16 protein-coding genes are annotated in these 15,480 nt (G+C 44.0%); 7 read left to right on the plus strand and 9 right to left on the minus strand.

Annotated elements, in window-relative coordinates; translation table 11 throughout:
• The 4 genes from NQ560_RS12690 to NQ560_RS12705 all read left to right on the plus strand — a co-directional run bounded on the left by NQ560_RS12690 (position 1) and on the right by NQ560_RS12705 (position 4,821).
• The gene (locus NQ560_RS12690; RefSeq protein WP_005333541.1) at positions 1 to 702 is read left to right on the plus strand and encodes a DUF6100 family protein; all 702 of its coding nucleotides are present in this window, start codon (positions 1 to 3) and stop codon (positions 700 to 702) included.
• Positions 703 to 859: 157 nt separating this feature from the next.
• Positions 860 to 1,918, plus strand: coding sequence for a hypothetical protein (locus tag NQ560_RS12695; RefSeq protein ID WP_226861986.1), 1,059 nt, complete (start codon positions 860 to 862; stop codon positions 1,916 to 1,918).
• Entirely contained in the window at positions 1,908 to 3,878 is a 1,971-nt protein-coding gene (locus NQ560_RS12700; RefSeq protein ID WP_005333539.1) for a VirD4-like conjugal transfer protein, CD1115 family, read from the plus strand. Before NQ560_RS12695 ends, NQ560_RS12700 begins: the two co-directional genes overlap by 11 nt.
• A gap of 16 nt (positions 3,879 to 3,894) precedes the next feature.
• Positions 3,895 to 4,821: a S1 RNA-binding domain-containing protein gene (locus NQ560_RS12705; RefSeq protein ID WP_005333538.1), complete on the plus strand. Its 927-nt coding sequence runs from the start codon at positions 3,895 to 3,897 to the stop codon at positions 4,819 to 4,821.
• Between the two features lie 495 nt (positions 4,822 to 5,316).
• Here NQ560_RS12705 and NQ560_RS12710 read toward each other — a convergent pair whose 3' ends face one another.
• The 9 genes from NQ560_RS12710 to NQ560_RS12750 all read right to left on the minus strand — a co-directional run bounded on the left by NQ560_RS12710 (position 5,317) and on the right by NQ560_RS12750 (position 13,001).
• Positions 5,317 to 7,779 (minus strand): ABC transporter permease, encoded by a 2,463-nt coding sequence (locus NQ560_RS12710; RefSeq protein ID WP_005333537.1) that lies wholly within the window; start codon positions 7,777 to 7,779, stop codon positions 5,317 to 5,319.
• Positions 7,779 to 8,450, minus strand: a complete 672-nt coding sequence (locus NQ560_RS12715; protein ID WP_172676439.1) for an ABC transporter ATP-binding protein — start codon at positions 8,448 to 8,450, stop codon at positions 7,779 to 7,781. Before NQ560_RS12715 ends, NQ560_RS12710 begins: the two co-directional genes overlap by 1 nt.
• A gap of 95 nt (positions 8,451 to 8,545) precedes the next feature.
• Complete coding sequence (locus tag NQ560_RS12720; RefSeq protein ID WP_005333534.1) at positions 8,546 to 9,799, minus strand: sensor histidine kinase; 1,254 nt, start codon at positions 9,797 to 9,799, stop codon at positions 8,546 to 8,548.
• Complete coding sequence (locus NQ560_RS12725; RefSeq protein WP_005333533.1) at positions 9,772 to 10,446, minus strand: response regulator transcription factor; 675 nt, start codon at positions 10,444 to 10,446, stop codon at positions 9,772 to 9,774. Before NQ560_RS12725 ends, NQ560_RS12720 begins: the two co-directional genes overlap by 28 nt.
• A 225-nt stretch (positions 10,447 to 10,671) precedes the next feature.
• Positions 10,672 to 11,055: a hypothetical protein gene (locus NQ560_RS12730; RefSeq protein ID WP_226850873.1), complete on the minus strand. Its 384-nt coding sequence runs from the start codon at positions 11,053 to 11,055 to the stop codon at positions 10,672 to 10,674.
• Between the two features lie 55 nt (positions 11,056 to 11,110).
• On the minus strand, positions 11,111 to 11,344 hold the full coding sequence (locus tag NQ560_RS12735; protein WP_005333531.1) for an LPXTG cell wall anchor domain-containing protein: 234 nt from the start codon (positions 11,342 to 11,344) through the stop codon (positions 11,111 to 11,113).
• A gap of 61 nt (positions 11,345 to 11,405) precedes the next feature.
• Entirely contained in the window at positions 11,406 to 11,735 is a 330-nt protein-coding gene (locus tag NQ560_RS12740) for a DUF1648 domain-containing protein (protein ID WP_022415592.1), read from the minus strand.
• An 85-nt stretch (positions 11,736 to 11,820) separates the two neighbouring features.
• Entirely contained in the window at positions 11,821 to 12,534 is a 714-nt protein-coding gene (locus NQ560_RS12745; protein ID WP_005333529.1) for a hypothetical protein, read from the minus strand.
• 155 nt (positions 12,535 to 12,689) lie between these two features.
• Positions 12,690 to 13,001: a helix-turn-helix domain-containing protein gene (locus NQ560_RS12750; protein ID WP_179960461.1), complete on the minus strand. Its 312-nt coding sequence runs from the start codon at positions 12,999 to 13,001 to the stop codon at positions 12,690 to 12,692.
• Positions 13,002 to 13,449: 448 nt separating this feature from the next.
• Between NQ560_RS12750 and NQ560_RS12755 the strand changes: the two genes are divergently transcribed.
• The 3 genes from NQ560_RS12755 to NQ560_RS12765 are packed head-to-tail and all read left to right on the plus strand — an operon-like array spanning position 13,450 to position 15,480.
• A complete protein-coding gene (locus NQ560_RS12755; RefSeq protein WP_005333524.1) occupies positions 13,450 to 13,827 on the plus strand; it encodes a hypothetical protein in 378 nt (125 codons plus the stop codon).
• Positions 13,828 to 13,845: 18 nt separating this feature from the next.
• Complete coding sequence (locus NQ560_RS12760) at positions 13,846 to 14,556, plus strand: hypothetical protein (protein ID WP_005333522.1); 711 nt, start codon at positions 13,846 to 13,848, stop codon at positions 14,554 to 14,556.
• A 15-nt stretch (positions 14,557 to 14,571) separates the two neighbouring features.
• On the plus strand, positions 14,572 to 15,480 hold the full coding sequence (locus NQ560_RS12765) for a hypothetical protein (RefSeq protein WP_005333520.1): 909 nt from the start codon (positions 14,572 to 14,574) through the stop codon (positions 15,478 to 15,480).

Genomic DNA, 15,480 nt, shown 5'->3' on the forward strand with positions numbered 1-15,480 from the left:
ATGACGCAAAATACACCAACCATTTACCAGCGGCTTGAAAAACTGGAAGGGGAGCTGCAAAAACTGACGAATACCGTTTACGCTCTGAAGGTCACTGATATCCAGAATTATGATAAAAATTTTGAGGAACTGAGCGTCAGTGCTGCTCTTCGGGCGGAGCGGATTGCCTGCCAGATGCGTAACCTTGTCTGTCCGGCTCTCTCCCCAAATCAAGCAGCTTATCTTCCCAAAGCGGCAGATGCACAGGGAATGCGGATTGCAGAACAGCAGGGGATTCTCACCATTACGCTTCCCGGACTGCTTCCGAAACGAAGAGTCCACACAAACACTGCATTTCTCCATGAACCGCTTAATTATATGCTTCGGGAGTATGTAAAACAAAATGCCCTGCCCCTCTATCGTGACTGCGTGATATGTTTCAGTCAAATATATGACAGGGAACTTCCTCAAAGACGTATCCGGGATTATGACAATCTGGAGTTTAAACAGATTCTGGATACACTTTGTACTTATGTTCTGACAGATGACAGCGGCTTTTTCTGTGATTCCTACTACACGACACAGCTTGGCTTAAAGGACTGTACACTGGTATCGGTTATGGAAAAAGCTGACTTTCCGAAATGGCTGCAGAACCAGAAAAATCATCACGAAAGCATGTCGGAAAATCTCCTGACTTCTCAGGCAGAAATCCGACATCGGTAAGAACCACCGCAGGGAACTTTGTTTTCTTGCTTTTTTTATCTCCAAACCACCGGAGATTTACCCAAGTATAGGCTTGCATGGGTAAGAACTGAATTGAGGTGATGCTTATTTGATAAGACCTGACACTACGAAATACCGCTTACTGGAAATGATAGGGATGTGCGGGGAATTTCCCGCAGACCAGCTAAACAGACTCATCCCAAGTGCCTCCTATGCGGAAAAACTCATTACGGATTTGAAGGCGGAACACCTCATCCGTACCCACTACCGGGATGCTCTCAGAGGCTACCGTCTTACAAAAGCTGCGAAAGAGATGCTGTTATCTGTCTCGCCGCTACGCTTCCAGTGCTATCTGACCGGCAATACCGAGACGAACCTCATCCGAAGTGAAGTATCCCGACGTATCCGCTTACATCAGAAAGCCGAAACGTATCTGACACTCCTTCATGCCGGGATTCCCTTTTATCCGGATGTAAAACCTGACATCTTCTGTAATCACCGCGAAGCTGGTTCCATCGGTATGCGAAGCCTTCCTCTTTTTTACGCTTCCAGAGAAATTAAGGAATTGGGCCCGGAGACCACGAAGATTAGGAACTCCCGCAGCATGGGCATCCTGATGGCACCGCAATGTGTCTATGTCCTTTATAACACGGGAAACGGAGTCCTGAAATGGGAATATCGAACGGAAGTCCGCTTAAACGCCTTCCTGCAGCATTACCTGCAAGGCTACCCTTACAACGGACATCCACAGATCCGGGCAATCATGACCGGAACCGACATGGAAATGGCTTTCCGGCTGTTTACCAGTACCGGAGGCTACAAAAAGAGCCTGTTTATGCTGGACACCTCCTTCGAGCATTTCCATTACCTTCCCAATACTCCGGAAGGGGAAGTGCTTTTAAAACTGCTGGTTCACCCTGAGATCATGGAAAAGCTGGACAACCTCCTGCTGTCCGATCTGGGCTGCCGCAGCGATTCAATTCCACTGGAACATGATGCCACGGATGCTTCCGGGAACCCCATCCTTCTTGCTTATGATTTTGACATGCAGCGAATCAACCGGTTCAATACCGGCTTAAATGTATACGGCAGATCCGGGAACCTGATCTGTTTCGATTTTCAGATTCCGGTCCTGAAAAAATACTTAACTGCCACAATCCATTTCTCCAGTATTGACCTTTGCAAATTCAAAAGGGGGTTTTTACATGAACCGTAAATGGTGGAAGCTCATTTATATGCTTCCGATCACCTTCTGCACCCTCTATGCAGGAGGCTATGTTGCTCAATTTATCCGCAACTATCAGACCTGGGAATCTGCCGGCAATTTTGCCGGAAACGGAACTGCCCCGCAGATCCCCTCCCCGCACCCGCTCGCCTGTCTGGATGCCCTGACTGCTTTCCCGTACAATCTGTATGGGATTTTTCTATGTCTGGCAGCTTTTGGACTCCTGACCTTCCTTCTCATGCGTATGGGATTTGACCGAAACGGGGAAATAACAGACCGGGGCCGGAACCTGAATTATTCCACAAAGGGAACCTATGGGACTTCCGGTTTTATGACTTTGGAGGAAATGCATCAGGTACTGGAGCTTACGAATGATGTCAAGAAACACAAGGGAACCATTCTTGGAAAACTGAACGGAAAAGCCGTTTGTCTCCCGAAGGATACCCGCATGAACCGGAATATTGCCGTTTACGGTGCCAGCGGTTCCATGAAAAGCCGGGCCTTTGCACGCAACATGATCTTCCAGTGTGTTGCCCGCGGGGAAAGCCTCATCATCACCGATCCAAAATCGGAATTGTACGAAAGTACAGCCACTTACCTTGAGAATGCCGGATATATCGTGAAATCCTTTAATCTTGTAAACCCGGAAAACTCGGATAGTTGGAATTGTCTGGGTGAAATTGGCGGACAGGAAACCATGGCACAGGTATTTGCTGATGTCATCATCCAGAATACCGGTTCTGCCAAAGGCGATCACTTCTGGGACAATGCCGAGATGAACTTATTAAAAGCTCTGATTCTCTATGTGGATCAGGGATTCCCACCGGAGGCAAAGAATATCGGACAGGTATACAAACTCCTGACCATGAGTTCGGAAAAAGAACTGAACAGCCTCTTTGACCTGCTTCCGGTCTCCCATCCGGCAAAAGTCCCCTACTTCATCTATAAGCAGGCAAGTGACACGGTACGTTCCGGCGTCATCATCGGACTCGGTTCCAGACTTCAGGTATTCCAGAACAAGCTGATCCGCCAGATCACTTCCTATGATGAGATCAACCTGACGCTGCCGGGAAAAGAAAAATGTGCATACTTCTGCATCACTTCGGATCAAGACAGCACTTTTGATTTTCTTTCTTCCCTGTTTATGACCTTCGTATTTATCAAACTGGTCCGTTATGCAGACACCTATGGGGAAGATGGAAAACTGCCGGTTCCGGTACATATCCTGGCTGATGAGCTGGCGAATACGGGAGCAATCCTATCGCTCAACAAAAAGATTTCCGTGATCCGAAGTCGAAACCTCAGTATTTCCTGCATTTTCCAAAACCTGCCTCAGATGCAGAACCGGTATCCCTTAAACCAATGGCAGGAAATCATCGGGAACTGCGACACTCAGCTATTTTTAGGCTGTACGGATGAGGTAACTGCTACATTTATCTCTAACCGCTCCGGTGATGTGACCGTTGGTGTCAGCAGCGAAGCCAAACAATTAAATAGCTGGAGGGTATCCGATTATACACCGGAATACCGCCAGACCAGATCCATCGGGAAACGAAAGCTCTTAACTCCGGATGAGATCCTGCGGCTCCCGCTGGATACTGCACTGATTATCCTGCGTGGTCAGAAGGTACTGCAGGTAGAAAAATACGATTACACCCTGCACCCGGATGCCCAAAAACTCATTCCCCGGAAGGCTTCCGAACATATTCCGGAATGGAGAAAAGGAGCATGTAGTGAAGAATATACGTACACTCCAACTATTCCTGCTTCCCACCCGAAAAAAACCGCTTCTTATGGAAAGCAGAAAAAGAAAAAAGCTGAACCGCACTTTGACCAGCAAAGCGTTTATCAGGAACCTGGCTATCACGATTTCCCGGATGACTTCTCAGCAGATAACTATTCGGATCACACAGACATGGTTCCTTTAGATAAAGATTCTATCATGTCATAATTTGAAAGGAGACACTATGATGCCAAACGAAACAACCAACACACCTATTTTAACTCTGGATTCCGATGCGAAGCTGGAAACAGCCCAGTCCATTTCAGACCTTACCTGGCATGAGATCCAGAATGCCTACCGTACCCGCCGGATCTTAACCGGAATGCTTGGCGGTATCGAGAAAACAGAAAACGGCAGCCTCATTGCCGTGGTTTACTACAAGGATTTCCGTACTGTCATCCCAGTAACTGAGATGATGATCCATCTCATGCAGGATGAAGCACACGATTATGGGGAGCTTGCTCTGCGGCAGAACAAAATCCTCAACAATATGCTTGGATGTGAGATTGATTTTCTGATTAAGGGATTAGATCCGAAGACACGCAGCATTGTCGCCAGCCGGAAAGAAGCGATGCTGAAGAAACGCCAGATCTTCTATCTGGATAAAGATGCTTCCGGAATGCCGAAAGTTTATGAAGACCGTATCGTGCAGGCAAGAGTCATTGCTGTTGCGGAAAAGGTAGTCCGGGCAGAAATTTTCGGTGTGGAAACCTCCATTCTTGCCAGAGACCTGTCCTTCGACTGGATGGGTGATGCCAGAGAACGCTTCCAGGTAGGCGATCACATCCTGGTACGCATCCTGGATGTGCGGGCAGACTCACCGGAGCAGGTCATTGTCCACGCAGATGTCAAAAGTGTGGAAGGCAACACCAGCAAGGAAAACATGAAAAAATGTAAGATTCAGGGAAAATACGCCGGAACTGTGGAAGACATCCATAAAGGCACCGTCTTTGTCCGGCTCTCCATCGGTGTCAATGCCATTGCCCACTCCTGCTATGACAGCCGGACAGTCGGGAAAAAGGATCAGGTATCCTTTGTGGTGACGCATATTGATGAAGAGCGTAATGTTGCCCTCGGCATCATCACCCGCATCATCAAGCAGACCATATAAGGCTTCCACCTTATTTTTAAATAGCTTTTTTTCATATACAGCACCAATTAGTCCAGCAAATACTCACGATACAGCTACATAAGGTGACAGAATAAAGTATTTTTCAGACCATTACCTTATTGTACTGAAAACGGTAACGTGTTATACTGATTCGGTATTACTGAACCGGAAAGACGGATGCATTTCGATTTTGCCCTCTAGTATCCAAGGAGGGTGATGCCCATGAATACAATGGAAGTATTGACTTTACTATTGGTAATTTTTGCGGCTTTGACTTATATAGATCGACATAATAAGAAATAGCATCCACGACCCTAGGAAAGTTTTGGATGCTATGACTTATACATAGAATATAAAATTTAACTGAGGGCATCAGATTTTGCATCTGAATACCTTTCTTGAGTTCATTATACACTGGGGGATTTGAGAAATCAAGTCCCCCTTTTTATTATGACATTGATTAGTATCTGCATTAAACATCAGAAATTTATATTCTTACTCACTGAAACGAATTCTCTCTATCAATGAATCTTTCCTTACTGACTTTGCAATGAATATTGCCAATAACATCTGTATCACAAACAATGTTAAAATTATAATAATAGCTGCTGTTACCGGATAATGGTATGTGCTGATATCAAACATTCCTGTACGCTTTGCATATAAAAACAACGGATATCCTGCAAGACTTCCCACTCCGATACTGATAATAAGAGTGCCTACTGTATAGAATATACCTTCCAACTGGAGCATCTTCATCAACTGACGGTCCGACATTCCGATTGCCTGCATCATGCCAAGCTCCTTTTTTCGCACATGGACACTATTGATCATTGTGTTAATCAAGTTCATAATGCTGATTGCTGCCAGAATGATGATAAATGCATAACATGCACCTCTAGTCATCTGTATGGCATTTTCCCATGTATCGTACTCATTCTTCCAGGTACGCATCTGCAGTCTGCCTGATCCATCCACAATAGCCTGTAGAGATGCTTCCAGTGCCTCATCATAATCCTTATCTGCAATCACCTGAAAATAGCTGGAAGAATTATTTATGGTAAGTTTCTCTGCCCCTTCTTTTGCCATGATAAGACAGTTATAGTTTGTCAGACCTGTTCCATATTCACCAATTGCTGCCACTTCAATCTCTTTTTGAAAGGTATTATCTCCATCATGAATATTGAGTTTCAGCTTATCTCCCACTTTAATATCTGGATACCAGTGAAGTAGCGCGCGGTCCAGAATCACTTTATCCCCGGATTTCAATTCCTCGTATGTGACATTGCCTTCAGTGATTCCTTTTTTCAGCTCTTCTGCGTATTCTTCCGGCACTCCATTGATAAATTCGGTTCCAATTTTTTCTTCAAAAGGTCCTCCTGATACCTTCAACGCGGTAAACACATCTACCCGCTCAACACCGTCAAGCTCCTCTATCTGCTGCTTTAGTCCTTCATTTAATGGATTATTCTTTTGAACCTCCGCCCATTCATATTCAGGATGCTCTTTATTCCCGGATTCCACAATTGGAGAAATCTCATATTGCCCCACAATCGAACTCTTTGCACTTTCCATCGGATTTGCACAAGACAGCACCGTTGCTACCATCATGACAAATATTCCGGTAACGGCCATAGATACAATCGTGATAGTACTCTTCTTTTTATTCTCTGCAAGATTTCTCTTGGTCAGTCGTCCGATATTCAGAAATTGATATCCCTTCCTGCTGCTTTTCTGTCGCTTACTGCCTCCCTGGTAACGCATAGCTTCTATTTCTGATACCTTCGCCGCCATACGCATAGGCTTCATCAGTGACAGATACACTGTACACAGAGTCACTGCAATTGCCAACAGATAAATCCACCAATAATAAAGTTGGACTTCTCCTTTAGCTACAACCTTGTATGCCTCTGTTATAAGTACGTTTGAATCCTTTGCATGTTCTACAAACTGGAGAAGTACAACTTTCACAGCAACTGTTCCGATCAAAAGTCCTATCGGAATGGCAAACAACGCCACTCCCATTCCCTCTCTTAGTACGATTTGTCTAAGCTGCCGTTTCGTAGCCCCGATTGCCTTTAACTTTCCAAATTCCCGAACCCTCTGGTTCATAGATACATAATAAACACTATAAATTGTGATAATGCCCGCCAATACAACAATAAGCATGATTCCTACAATCACCGGAATTGTAGCCGGATCCACATAATTTGCTGCAAGATACTCTTTATTAATATTCATGTCATCCTCGGAAATCCCGAACTGTCTGGCAATATTCTGTATCGTCTCTGTATAATCTGCAGTCGTATTTCCTTTCTGTCCATTCACCTGAAGTAAAAACCGATATTTCACCTGTTCTACCGGTATCTCCGCTTTCAGAAAGGCCTCTGAAACCAATGATGTATATTGTTTTTGTTCTTTGCTGCTCTCATTATCTGCTAAAAAACCACAGATTCGAAAGTCTTTCTCCTTCGTATAATCCAGTCCGTCATCTTTCAGAATCTGATAAGGTACTGTGATAGTGTCACCGATTTTCCCATTCTGTCCTAATGCTTCCAGTATTCCTTTTGAAACCACAATATCATTTTCTTTCTGCGGAAGTTGCCCCTCTTTCAGCTTCACTTTATAAAGTTCCATCCCTGTTCTGTCCATATACATCATGGAAACCGTCGCATCTTCCAGATTCATGTACCCCGCATCGCTGCGGAGTCCGTAAGTTTTCACATCATGATGTGCCGCCAGTTTCATAACTGTACTCTCGTCCACGTTCCGATAAAGGGCATGCCATGTTGGATAAATCTTATTGATTACCGCAAAGTTCACTTCCACCATATCTTTTCCGATTGATGGGATTACGAACAGCAGTAATGTTGTCAGGATAATGGCAATTCCAATCAGTATGTTTTTGCTCTTATAATGCCGCATATTGCAATATGCAACTCTGGTCGTCATCTTCATTATCTTCTCACCGCCTTGCCATCTTCAATGATAATCATTTCATCCGCCATCTGGGCAATCGTTTCATCATGGGTAATCATGATAAGCGTCTGCCCGAAATCCGACACGCAGCTTTTCAATAGGCTCATAACCTCTAGCTCAGTCTGGGAATCAAGGTTTCCCGTCGGCTCATCCGCCAAAATTATCGCCGGTCTTGTCACCAATGCCCTGGCTATCGCAGTTCTCTGTTTCTGTCCACCAGACAAAGCAGACGGCATCGCATCTTTCTTATCCTGCAGTCCGATTTTTTTGAGAATATCTTCCACTTCCCGCGGCTTTACCTTGCGATTATCAAGTCCCAGCGGAAGAACGATATTCTCCCACACATTCAGCGATGGAATCAGATTAAAATCCTGAAAGATAAATCCTATCTTCTTTCTTCGAAACTGTGCCAGTTTATCATCTTTTCGAGAATAGATATCGGTTCCATCAATCCATACTTTGCCGGAATCCGGTCTGTCAAGCCCTCCAATCAGATGCAGAAGTGTAGATTTTCCGGAGCCGGAACGTCCTACGATAGCTGTAAACTTGCCTCTCTCTATCTGTAAACTTGTATGATCCACGGCTCTCACCTGATTCTCGCCTTCTCCATAATACTTTACTAGATCTTCTACTTTTAAAATACTACTCATATCTTCAAGTCCCCTTTCCATTTCATACCCCTACTATAACATTCCTGCATTACAAAACCCTTACAACAACCATAACAGTTTTGTAAGGGTTCCGACTATTCTCCTATTATGAGCGGCAGTGTCACTTTAAATATCATACCTTTCTCAGCCTTTCTTTTGGCTGCTATTGTCCCCCCCTGTTCTTCTATGATCTTTCTGGCAAGATACAGACCGACACCCGCTCCGTCTTTTACCTGTTCCTTTGCTTTCCTTCCCCGGTAAAATCTCTGATAGATCTTATGCAGTTCCTCCGCAGGAATGCCCATTCCTTCATCTTCTACTTCAATAAGCACATTGCTTGCTAGCTCCTGCGTCCTCACTGTAATCGTTGTATGTTCCGGTGAATATTTGACTGCATTCTCAAGGATATTCGTTAATGCTTCTACCGTCCATTTTGAATCATGGTTCACAACTATATCATCATCCATCTCCACCTGAATGGAAATATCTTTTCCTCTTGCCTTCATATAAATCTGACTGACAGCCTCTGTTAGCGTTTTCTTCAGGCTTTCATGAAGCGAATGTATCTGGATCATATGTGTTTCCAGCCTTGAAAGATTTACCAGTTCATTCAAGAGCTGTTCCAGTTTGGTAAGTTCCTGTGATTCCTGCTCCAGAAACTCCCTCTGTTCTTCTCCTGTAACCCGATTTTCTGCCACCAGCTCATGACTCATCCGGAGTGATGCAAGCGGAGTCTTCAACTGATGGGAAATATCTGTAATCAGACTCTTCGTACCATTTTCTTCCTGCTCCAGACGTTCCTTCAAATCTTCGAAATATTGCCCCAGCTCCTTTACAGATTCCCACACCTTTAACCATTGTTCCGATTCTGATGTTTCTTCAGGATATGTTTGGAATTTTCCTTTTCTGAATTCCTGCAGACATTCATATAATTGCTGTAATTGTTCCTCATCACCGTATCTGCTCCAGTTTTTTCTTCGGTCCAGGTACAAGAACAGGCTACATACTATGACTCCCACTAGTAATCCAATTCCCCAGATAATCCTTATAACCACATCTGAAGATCCACTCCCTGAGTGATAACCATAAGTTTCTTCCAGCATCTGTACGACTCTTTCTATCTTCTGATCGTCCCGGTCTCTTATAAAATCTACTGTTCCTGACTTTTCCCAGATTGCAACTATTTCCCCTTCCAGTTCAGGATGTTCTGCAAGGAGCAGTGCTATCTGCGTTGCTTTCGCATTTTCCTCATACTTTGTTATCAGATACATTCCTACTGTAAAAAATACTGCAAAGATTACATATACGATAAAATACCGTTTTAATTTTTGTTTACCTTTCCGGTCCATATATATCCCAGTCCTCTCACATTCGCTATCTCTTCTGTTCCAAGTTTATTCTTCAGTCTGCTTATATTGACAGTAACCGTATTATCATCGACAAATTGACCGTCTATATCCCATACATGCTCCAGGATACTTTCTTTTGAAACAATCTGTCCTGCATTCTCCCAGAGATACAGCAACAGAGAGAATTCTTTCTTACTTAAAGTAACTGGTTCATCCCCTTTATACACCTGCATCGTTTTCATATGCACCGTAATCTCTCCGGAAGACATAATCTGTGCCTGTACCTTAGAAAGCCGTCTCATCAATGCGTTCACCTTCGACACCAAAGCCATCAGTGAAAATGGTTTGGTAATATAATCATCTGCCCCTGTATCATAACCATTTACAATATCTATTTCCTGATCCAAAGCCGTAAGATAGATAAGATATGTATCTCCACCTGCACGTACCATCCTTCCAAAATCCAGTCCTGTACCATCCGGCAATGTAATATCGCTGATAACAAGAGCATAATCTCCTTTTTGAAATGCTTCTTTTGCTTCCTTTATTGTATAAACCTGACGAACCTCATACCCTTCCCGTGAAAGTAACAGGGCAATTCCCCGATTTAGATTCAAGTCATCCTCCAGTAATAATATTTTCTGCATCAAATACTCCACCTCTATTTGTAATAACCTGTTCTTTTATCATATCAGTCCTATCTTTTGTCTACAATAAAAATAAAATTAACATACATACTTTTCCTTCATATGTTCAAGGATTTCACCGGATACTGCTTCAGAAATCGATCAATCCATTTCTGATTGCTTCTCTGTAACATCCGAAGTCTGGATAAAAGCTGTAGACAACTGCAGCTCTATGTTACTAAAGTCCTATCCATCAATACAGGAGTTATAGAATGCCGTGAAGATACCGTCAAATTCCATTTCAATAATATGTAGGCTGTCCATTGTGTGCTCCAGATAAGTCAGTGTTCCTCTATCCAAATCTATACTCGGCTTTCCTAGTGAGTTTGCTATTACATCTGGATTTGTAATTCCAAACATCTCCTTTATATCCGGCATAAGATAATCCACGATATCCGGCAGCCTTTTCTCATACGCCTGTGCCAGTTCAACTGCATGCTTCTCATAATCGGAATGTATACTGTCACAGACAAATTCAATCCCGTTTATTTCCATCTTATAGTAATCATTATTCTCATCATAGACAAACGCTGTACCCTTACTTTTTTTATTTTTTTCCAAAATCCCCATGATATATCTACACTTTCCCGGTTCTTCCGCCATACACAGTCTAAAAAACTGTAACTTAATGCTTACGTTTGTAAAAAATAACTCCTGCCAAAATCAATAAAATAATTCCAACTACAATCATAAAAATAAAATTATCACCATTTAACTTCCCTGCTATGAAAATAGAAGTCGGGCCATCCGCACCACCAATAACAGAAACGGCTGTGTTTTCTTTCTGCTTCAGTACAATGCCAATGACTGCCAATACAATTCCTAAAATTCCGGCTATGATTCCCAGTCGCTTTTTCATTGCTACCACCTCAAATCATTTTTATCTGCTCAATCAAATGTAAATTGTTATGCAAGTATTTCTATGCAAATGAAGCATAGATAACCCATATTTCTGCAAACATTACCAATAAAAGTACACCATCTATCATCCAATTAAACTGAATGTCCGTTAAGAAAGTTTTTGAATGTGTCAGGCAATATTTTACTTTTTCTCGTCCAGTCAAAAAAGTGATAAGCACTTGTAATATAGGAAATAAAAATATTTGTATTTTTCTTCCATAATCATCCGCAATCCCATTTGCAAAATGTACTGGAATAATACTCGGTAAGAAAAATATACTTACAAGAGCAAGCAAAAATCCTATTATACAAATTATCCATGTGAATTTTCTAGTATTGATAAATTTCATAACAATCCTTCTTTCTGCTAAATTCAAGTTTTTCCAATACATAACACGTACTTACATTATACTCCTCACCAATGCAAACCTCAATTTATTCTCCATCCTTTTTCCCGTTATTAAGCTTCGGGCAGTAAAATGCCTTTACTTCCACCCCATCTTCCTCCGACTCAATTTCCACATAATAATCCCGGATAAAGTATCCCGCATTATGCTCCTGAATGGCGTACAGCTCCAATGTCTGAAAATCCACCAGTACCAGATCACGGGGCTTGGGTTTTTGCGTTTCCTCACAGAATACCTCCATGCTTTCCACCAGCTTATCCAGGCATTCCTGACACAGATGGTTCTGTACTTTTTTCACATCGAAGATACTATCTTCCCCGTAATCCACCGATACTTCGGAAATCCCGTAATCCGACATCTGCTCCGTATGGAAAAAGCAGCCGCCTTCTCCTGTCCCGGTATAACCCATATGCCCGTTTCCCTGCGGGCCGGTAAGATTCCCGTCCTCATCATGATTCCGGATATGCATATCCATCACATACCAGTGATTGGTACAGATCACTCCCAGATCGTCAAACTTCCGGAAATAATCCATCATACTCCGTTCATCGCTTCCACACAGCCAGCACTGTTTTGGATCTTTCAGCTTGCTTTCTACTGATTCAGGCACCTTTCTTTCTACCGGGTGATATTCCTGCTCCTGTGTTTTTTCAAGATAACCTGTCAGATCCAGCCGGCTGATTCCCAGTCCGATCAGAATTCCTGACGCACATGCCAATAATCCCACATATCCCTTTTTCATATTATAGTCATCCTTTAAGAATTAGTTTTATAATGCTTTTAGGATTACTATATCAAATCTTGCAATCACTTTCATCATAAATCGCATATTTTTATGTGTTTTATTGCATATACAGCTTTCAAAAAAACTGCCTGCGGCAATTTCGCAGACAGCTTCTATTTCATCATCTCTTCAATTATCACATCCAGCATCCGAAGCACGCTTTCCTGCTTCTTCGGTGTGAGCCTTTCCAGCTTTCCTTCCACTACAGAAGTATGTTCCATTCTGGTAAGAGGAATCACTTCCTTCAGCACTTCATTCGGTTCCGCACCTAATACATTCAACAGCTTTACAAATGTTTCCATCGTAGGTGTTTTCACTTCCCGCTCAATCGCACCCAGATGGTTGGTACTGATATCCACCAGTTCAGCCAGTCTCTCCTGCGTAATTCCTGCCTCTTCCCTGTACCTGCGGATTGCCTTTCCCATTCCTTTCACACGCACACCTCCTCCTTCCAGTATTCACTAACGCTTAAAGCATTAGTCATGTAAATCCAGTATAATTGGTTGCAAATCACGCTTACAGTATCCATAAGGATTGCATTTATAACGCTTTTAGCGTTGGTCACATTTTTGGCACTCCATCGTCTGTAACTGGCACAGTCCTGCGATTGTAGCGGTAATTTACCCATGTTAAAATTGATATTGTCAAAATTATATGCAGAACGAAACGCAGCACTGCCGTATGGGAAGCCTCTCCTGCGGCAAATAAGCTGCGTTTTTTCTGTAAGATAGGAGGATCTTTACAATTTCATACTTTGATTTAGGACGCAGCCTGCATTGACCGGGCTGCGTCCTTTCTTGAGGCAGGAAAACCATAAGCAAAGGCAGGGGAGGTAATTCTCCTGCCGCTCTTATAAAAAGGAGGTACTTTTACGTGAAACACAAACTGAAAAACGCTCCGCCGGACACAAAACGGCATGTCAATTATGGCAGATGCCTGTATGCTGCATTTCTGGCTGTCACAGTCCTCTGCGGATACACACAGCCGGTTTTTGCCGCTACCATCTGGACCAAAGCCAATGAGATCATGAAGGATGTCTATAACCAGATTATCCTCATTTCCACCATTGCTGCAGTCGTAACGGCATCGGTTGCCCTTCTGATGATGAATTTTTCCAAAAGCGGAAAAACCGTGGACGAATCACGTGCATGGCTCAAGCGTATCGTCATTACCTGGGCGATCTTAAACGGGCTTGGCTTTATCATGGCTTACATCACCCCGTTCTTTGCAGGCGGAAAATGGAACGGATAGACGAAAGGAGATGCCACTATGGGAATACTTGACGGAATCGTGGAATGGATTGCCGAACAGGTCATGAACATTCTGGATCTGATCACCACTTCAGTCCTCGGTGCTCTGGGCTGTTCCATGGATACGTTTCTTCGCTACTTTCCTGCTGCCGAGACCATGTATCAGGTCTTTCTGGCACTGGGCATCGGGCTGATCCTCTTAAACTGGGTATGGCAGCTCTTTAAAAATTACTTTATGGGAGCCGGTATCGAAGCGGAAGATCCCATTAAGCTGTCCATCCGTTCCTTCCTCTTTATCTTTCTCACCTTCTATGCGAAAGATATTGTGGATCTGCTCCTGAAGATTTCAGGAACACCGTACAACTGGATTCTGACGGAAGACCTGCCGCCTTTAAAATTTGCGGATTTTAACTCCGTAGTCACAGTCATCCTGGGAGTCTGTGCAAATGGGGCGGTAGCCATCATTGCACTGATTCTGGTACTGATTCTGGCGTGGAACTACATCAAACTGCTCTTTGAAGCGGCAGAACGCTATATTCTTCTGGGGGTACTGGTCTACACAGCCCCGGCAGCTTTTTCCATGGGTGCCAGCCAGTCAACCGGAAATATCTTCAAAAGCTGGTGCCGGATGCTTGGCGGCCAGTTCTTTTTGCTTCTGATGAATGCGTGGTGCCTGCGGCTGTTTACTTCTATGGTCGGCACCTTCCTTGCCAATCCGTTATCCCTATAAGAAAGGAGGACCAAAATGAAACTTAGAAAGAAACTCATACCATTCCTGGTACTAACTGCCTGTCTGGTACTGTTTTGCTCCATGCCGGTCTTTGCAGCGGAGCTTACGGAAGCAGACGTGGAAGCGGCAGTTGCCAGTCAGGGAAAGGAAGCGGTAACCGGAAATGTCTTCGTCTGGTTCCTGTGTGCCATTGCCTTTTTAAAGGTATCCCAGAAAATTGATTCTTTTCTGGCATCGCTTGGCATCAATGTCGGCAATACCGGAGGAAACATGATGGCTGAACTTCTGATTGCAGGACGGAGCCTGACCGGTTCCATGCGTTCCCATGGTGGTGGCGGCTACCACAAAGCCTCTTCTCCCGGAAGTGCGGCTGTCGCAGGAAGCTTCCTATCCGGCGGGCTTGCCGGGGCAGTGGGAAGACAGGTACAAAGAGAAGCGGTCAATTCCGCAACCGGTTATACCGAACACAGCAGTATCGGAAACATGCTCTACCAGTCATCCCTGAACAAAGGCGGAGACTTTGCCAATCAGGTCATCAGCAACATTGCACAGGGAAATTACGGTCAGGTAGGTTCCATCAAGGGAGCAGACGCACAGAAAGCCTTTACTTCCTATATGGGCATCAATCCGGGCGGCGGTTCTTCCTATGATAATGTAGAAATCGGTGGCGGAAGGATCACCGGTACCGAAACCGGAAGCTCCGGAAACCGGGATTTTGCCCTGTACCATGCCGACCAGTATGCAGCTCCTACTCAGGGCTCCTACTCTACGGTACAGTCCGTGGATGGTTCCACCTGGTACAAGCAGTATGCACAGGATACGGTCGAAAAAACACCATATACTTCCGGCAGCGGCAAAGTAGCCTACAATGAATCCATTGTCCAGAAACTGCCGCCAGCCCCACAGCGAAAGGAGCGTATGTAA

The sequence above is a fragment of the Dorea formicigenerans genome (genome assembly GCF_025150245.1).
Classification (GTDB): Bacteria; Bacillota; Clostridia; order Lachnospirales; family Lachnospiraceae; genus Dorea; species Dorea formicigenerans.

What these genes read in the sequence shown, in the direction of transcription:
- NQ560_RS12715 (WP_172676439.1), bottom strand. Translation starts at nt 8,450, where the DNA reads ATGAGTAGTATTTTAAAAGTAGAAGATCTAGTAAAGTATTATGGAGAA.
- NQ560_RS12700 (WP_005333539.1), top strand. Translation starts at nt 1,908, where the DNA reads ATGAACCGTAAATGGTGGAAGCTCATTTATATGCTTCCGATCACCTTC.
- NQ560_RS12750 (WP_179960461.1), bottom strand. Translation starts at nt 13,001, where the DNA reads ATGGGAAAGGCAATCCGCAGGTACAGGGAAGAGGCAGGAATTACGCAG.
- NQ560_RS12735 (WP_005333531.1), bottom strand. Translation starts at nt 11,344, where the DNA reads ATGAAAAAGCGACTGGGAATCATAGCCGGAATTTTAGGAATTGTATTG.
- NQ560_RS12705 (WP_005333538.1), top strand. Translation starts at nt 3,895, where the DNA reads ATGATGCCAAACGAAACAACCAACACACCTATTTTAACTCTGGATTCC.
- NQ560_RS12765 (WP_005333520.1), top strand. Translation starts at nt 14,572, where the DNA reads ATGAAACTTAGAAAGAAACTCATACCATTCCTGGTACTAACTGCCTGT.
- NQ560_RS12730 (WP_226850873.1), bottom strand. Translation starts at nt 11,055, where the DNA reads ATGGGGATTTTGGAAAAAAATAAAAAAAGTAAGGGTACAGCGTTTGTC.
- NQ560_RS12695 (WP_226861986.1), top strand. Translation starts at nt 860, where the DNA reads ATGTGCGGGGAATTTCCCGCAGACCAGCTAAACAGACTCATCCCAAGT.
- NQ560_RS12720 (WP_005333534.1), bottom strand. Translation starts at nt 9,799, where the DNA reads ATGGACCGGAAAGGTAAACAAAAATTAAAACGGTATTTTATCGTATAT.
- NQ560_RS12725 (WP_005333533.1), bottom strand. Translation starts at nt 10,446, where the DNA reads ATGCAGAAAATATTATTACTGGAGGATGACTTGAATCTAAATCGGGGA.
- NQ560_RS12740 (WP_022415592.1), bottom strand. Translation starts at nt 11,735, where the DNA reads ATGAAATTTATCAATACTAGAAAATTCACATGGATAATTTGTATAATA.
- NQ560_RS12710 (WP_005333537.1), bottom strand. Translation starts at nt 7,779, where the DNA reads ATGAAGATGACGACCAGAGTTGCATATTGCAATATGCGGCATTATAAG.
- NQ560_RS12745 (WP_005333529.1), bottom strand. Translation starts at nt 12,534, where the DNA reads ATGAAAAAGGGATATGTGGGATTATTGGCATGTGCGTCAGGAATTCTG.
- NQ560_RS12760 (WP_005333522.1), top strand. Translation starts at nt 13,846, where the DNA reads ATGGGAATACTTGACGGAATCGTGGAATGGATTGCCGAACAGGTCATG.
- NQ560_RS12690 (WP_005333541.1), top strand. Translation starts at nt 1, where the DNA reads ATGACGCAAAATACACCAACCATTTACCAGCGGCTTGAAAAACTGGAA.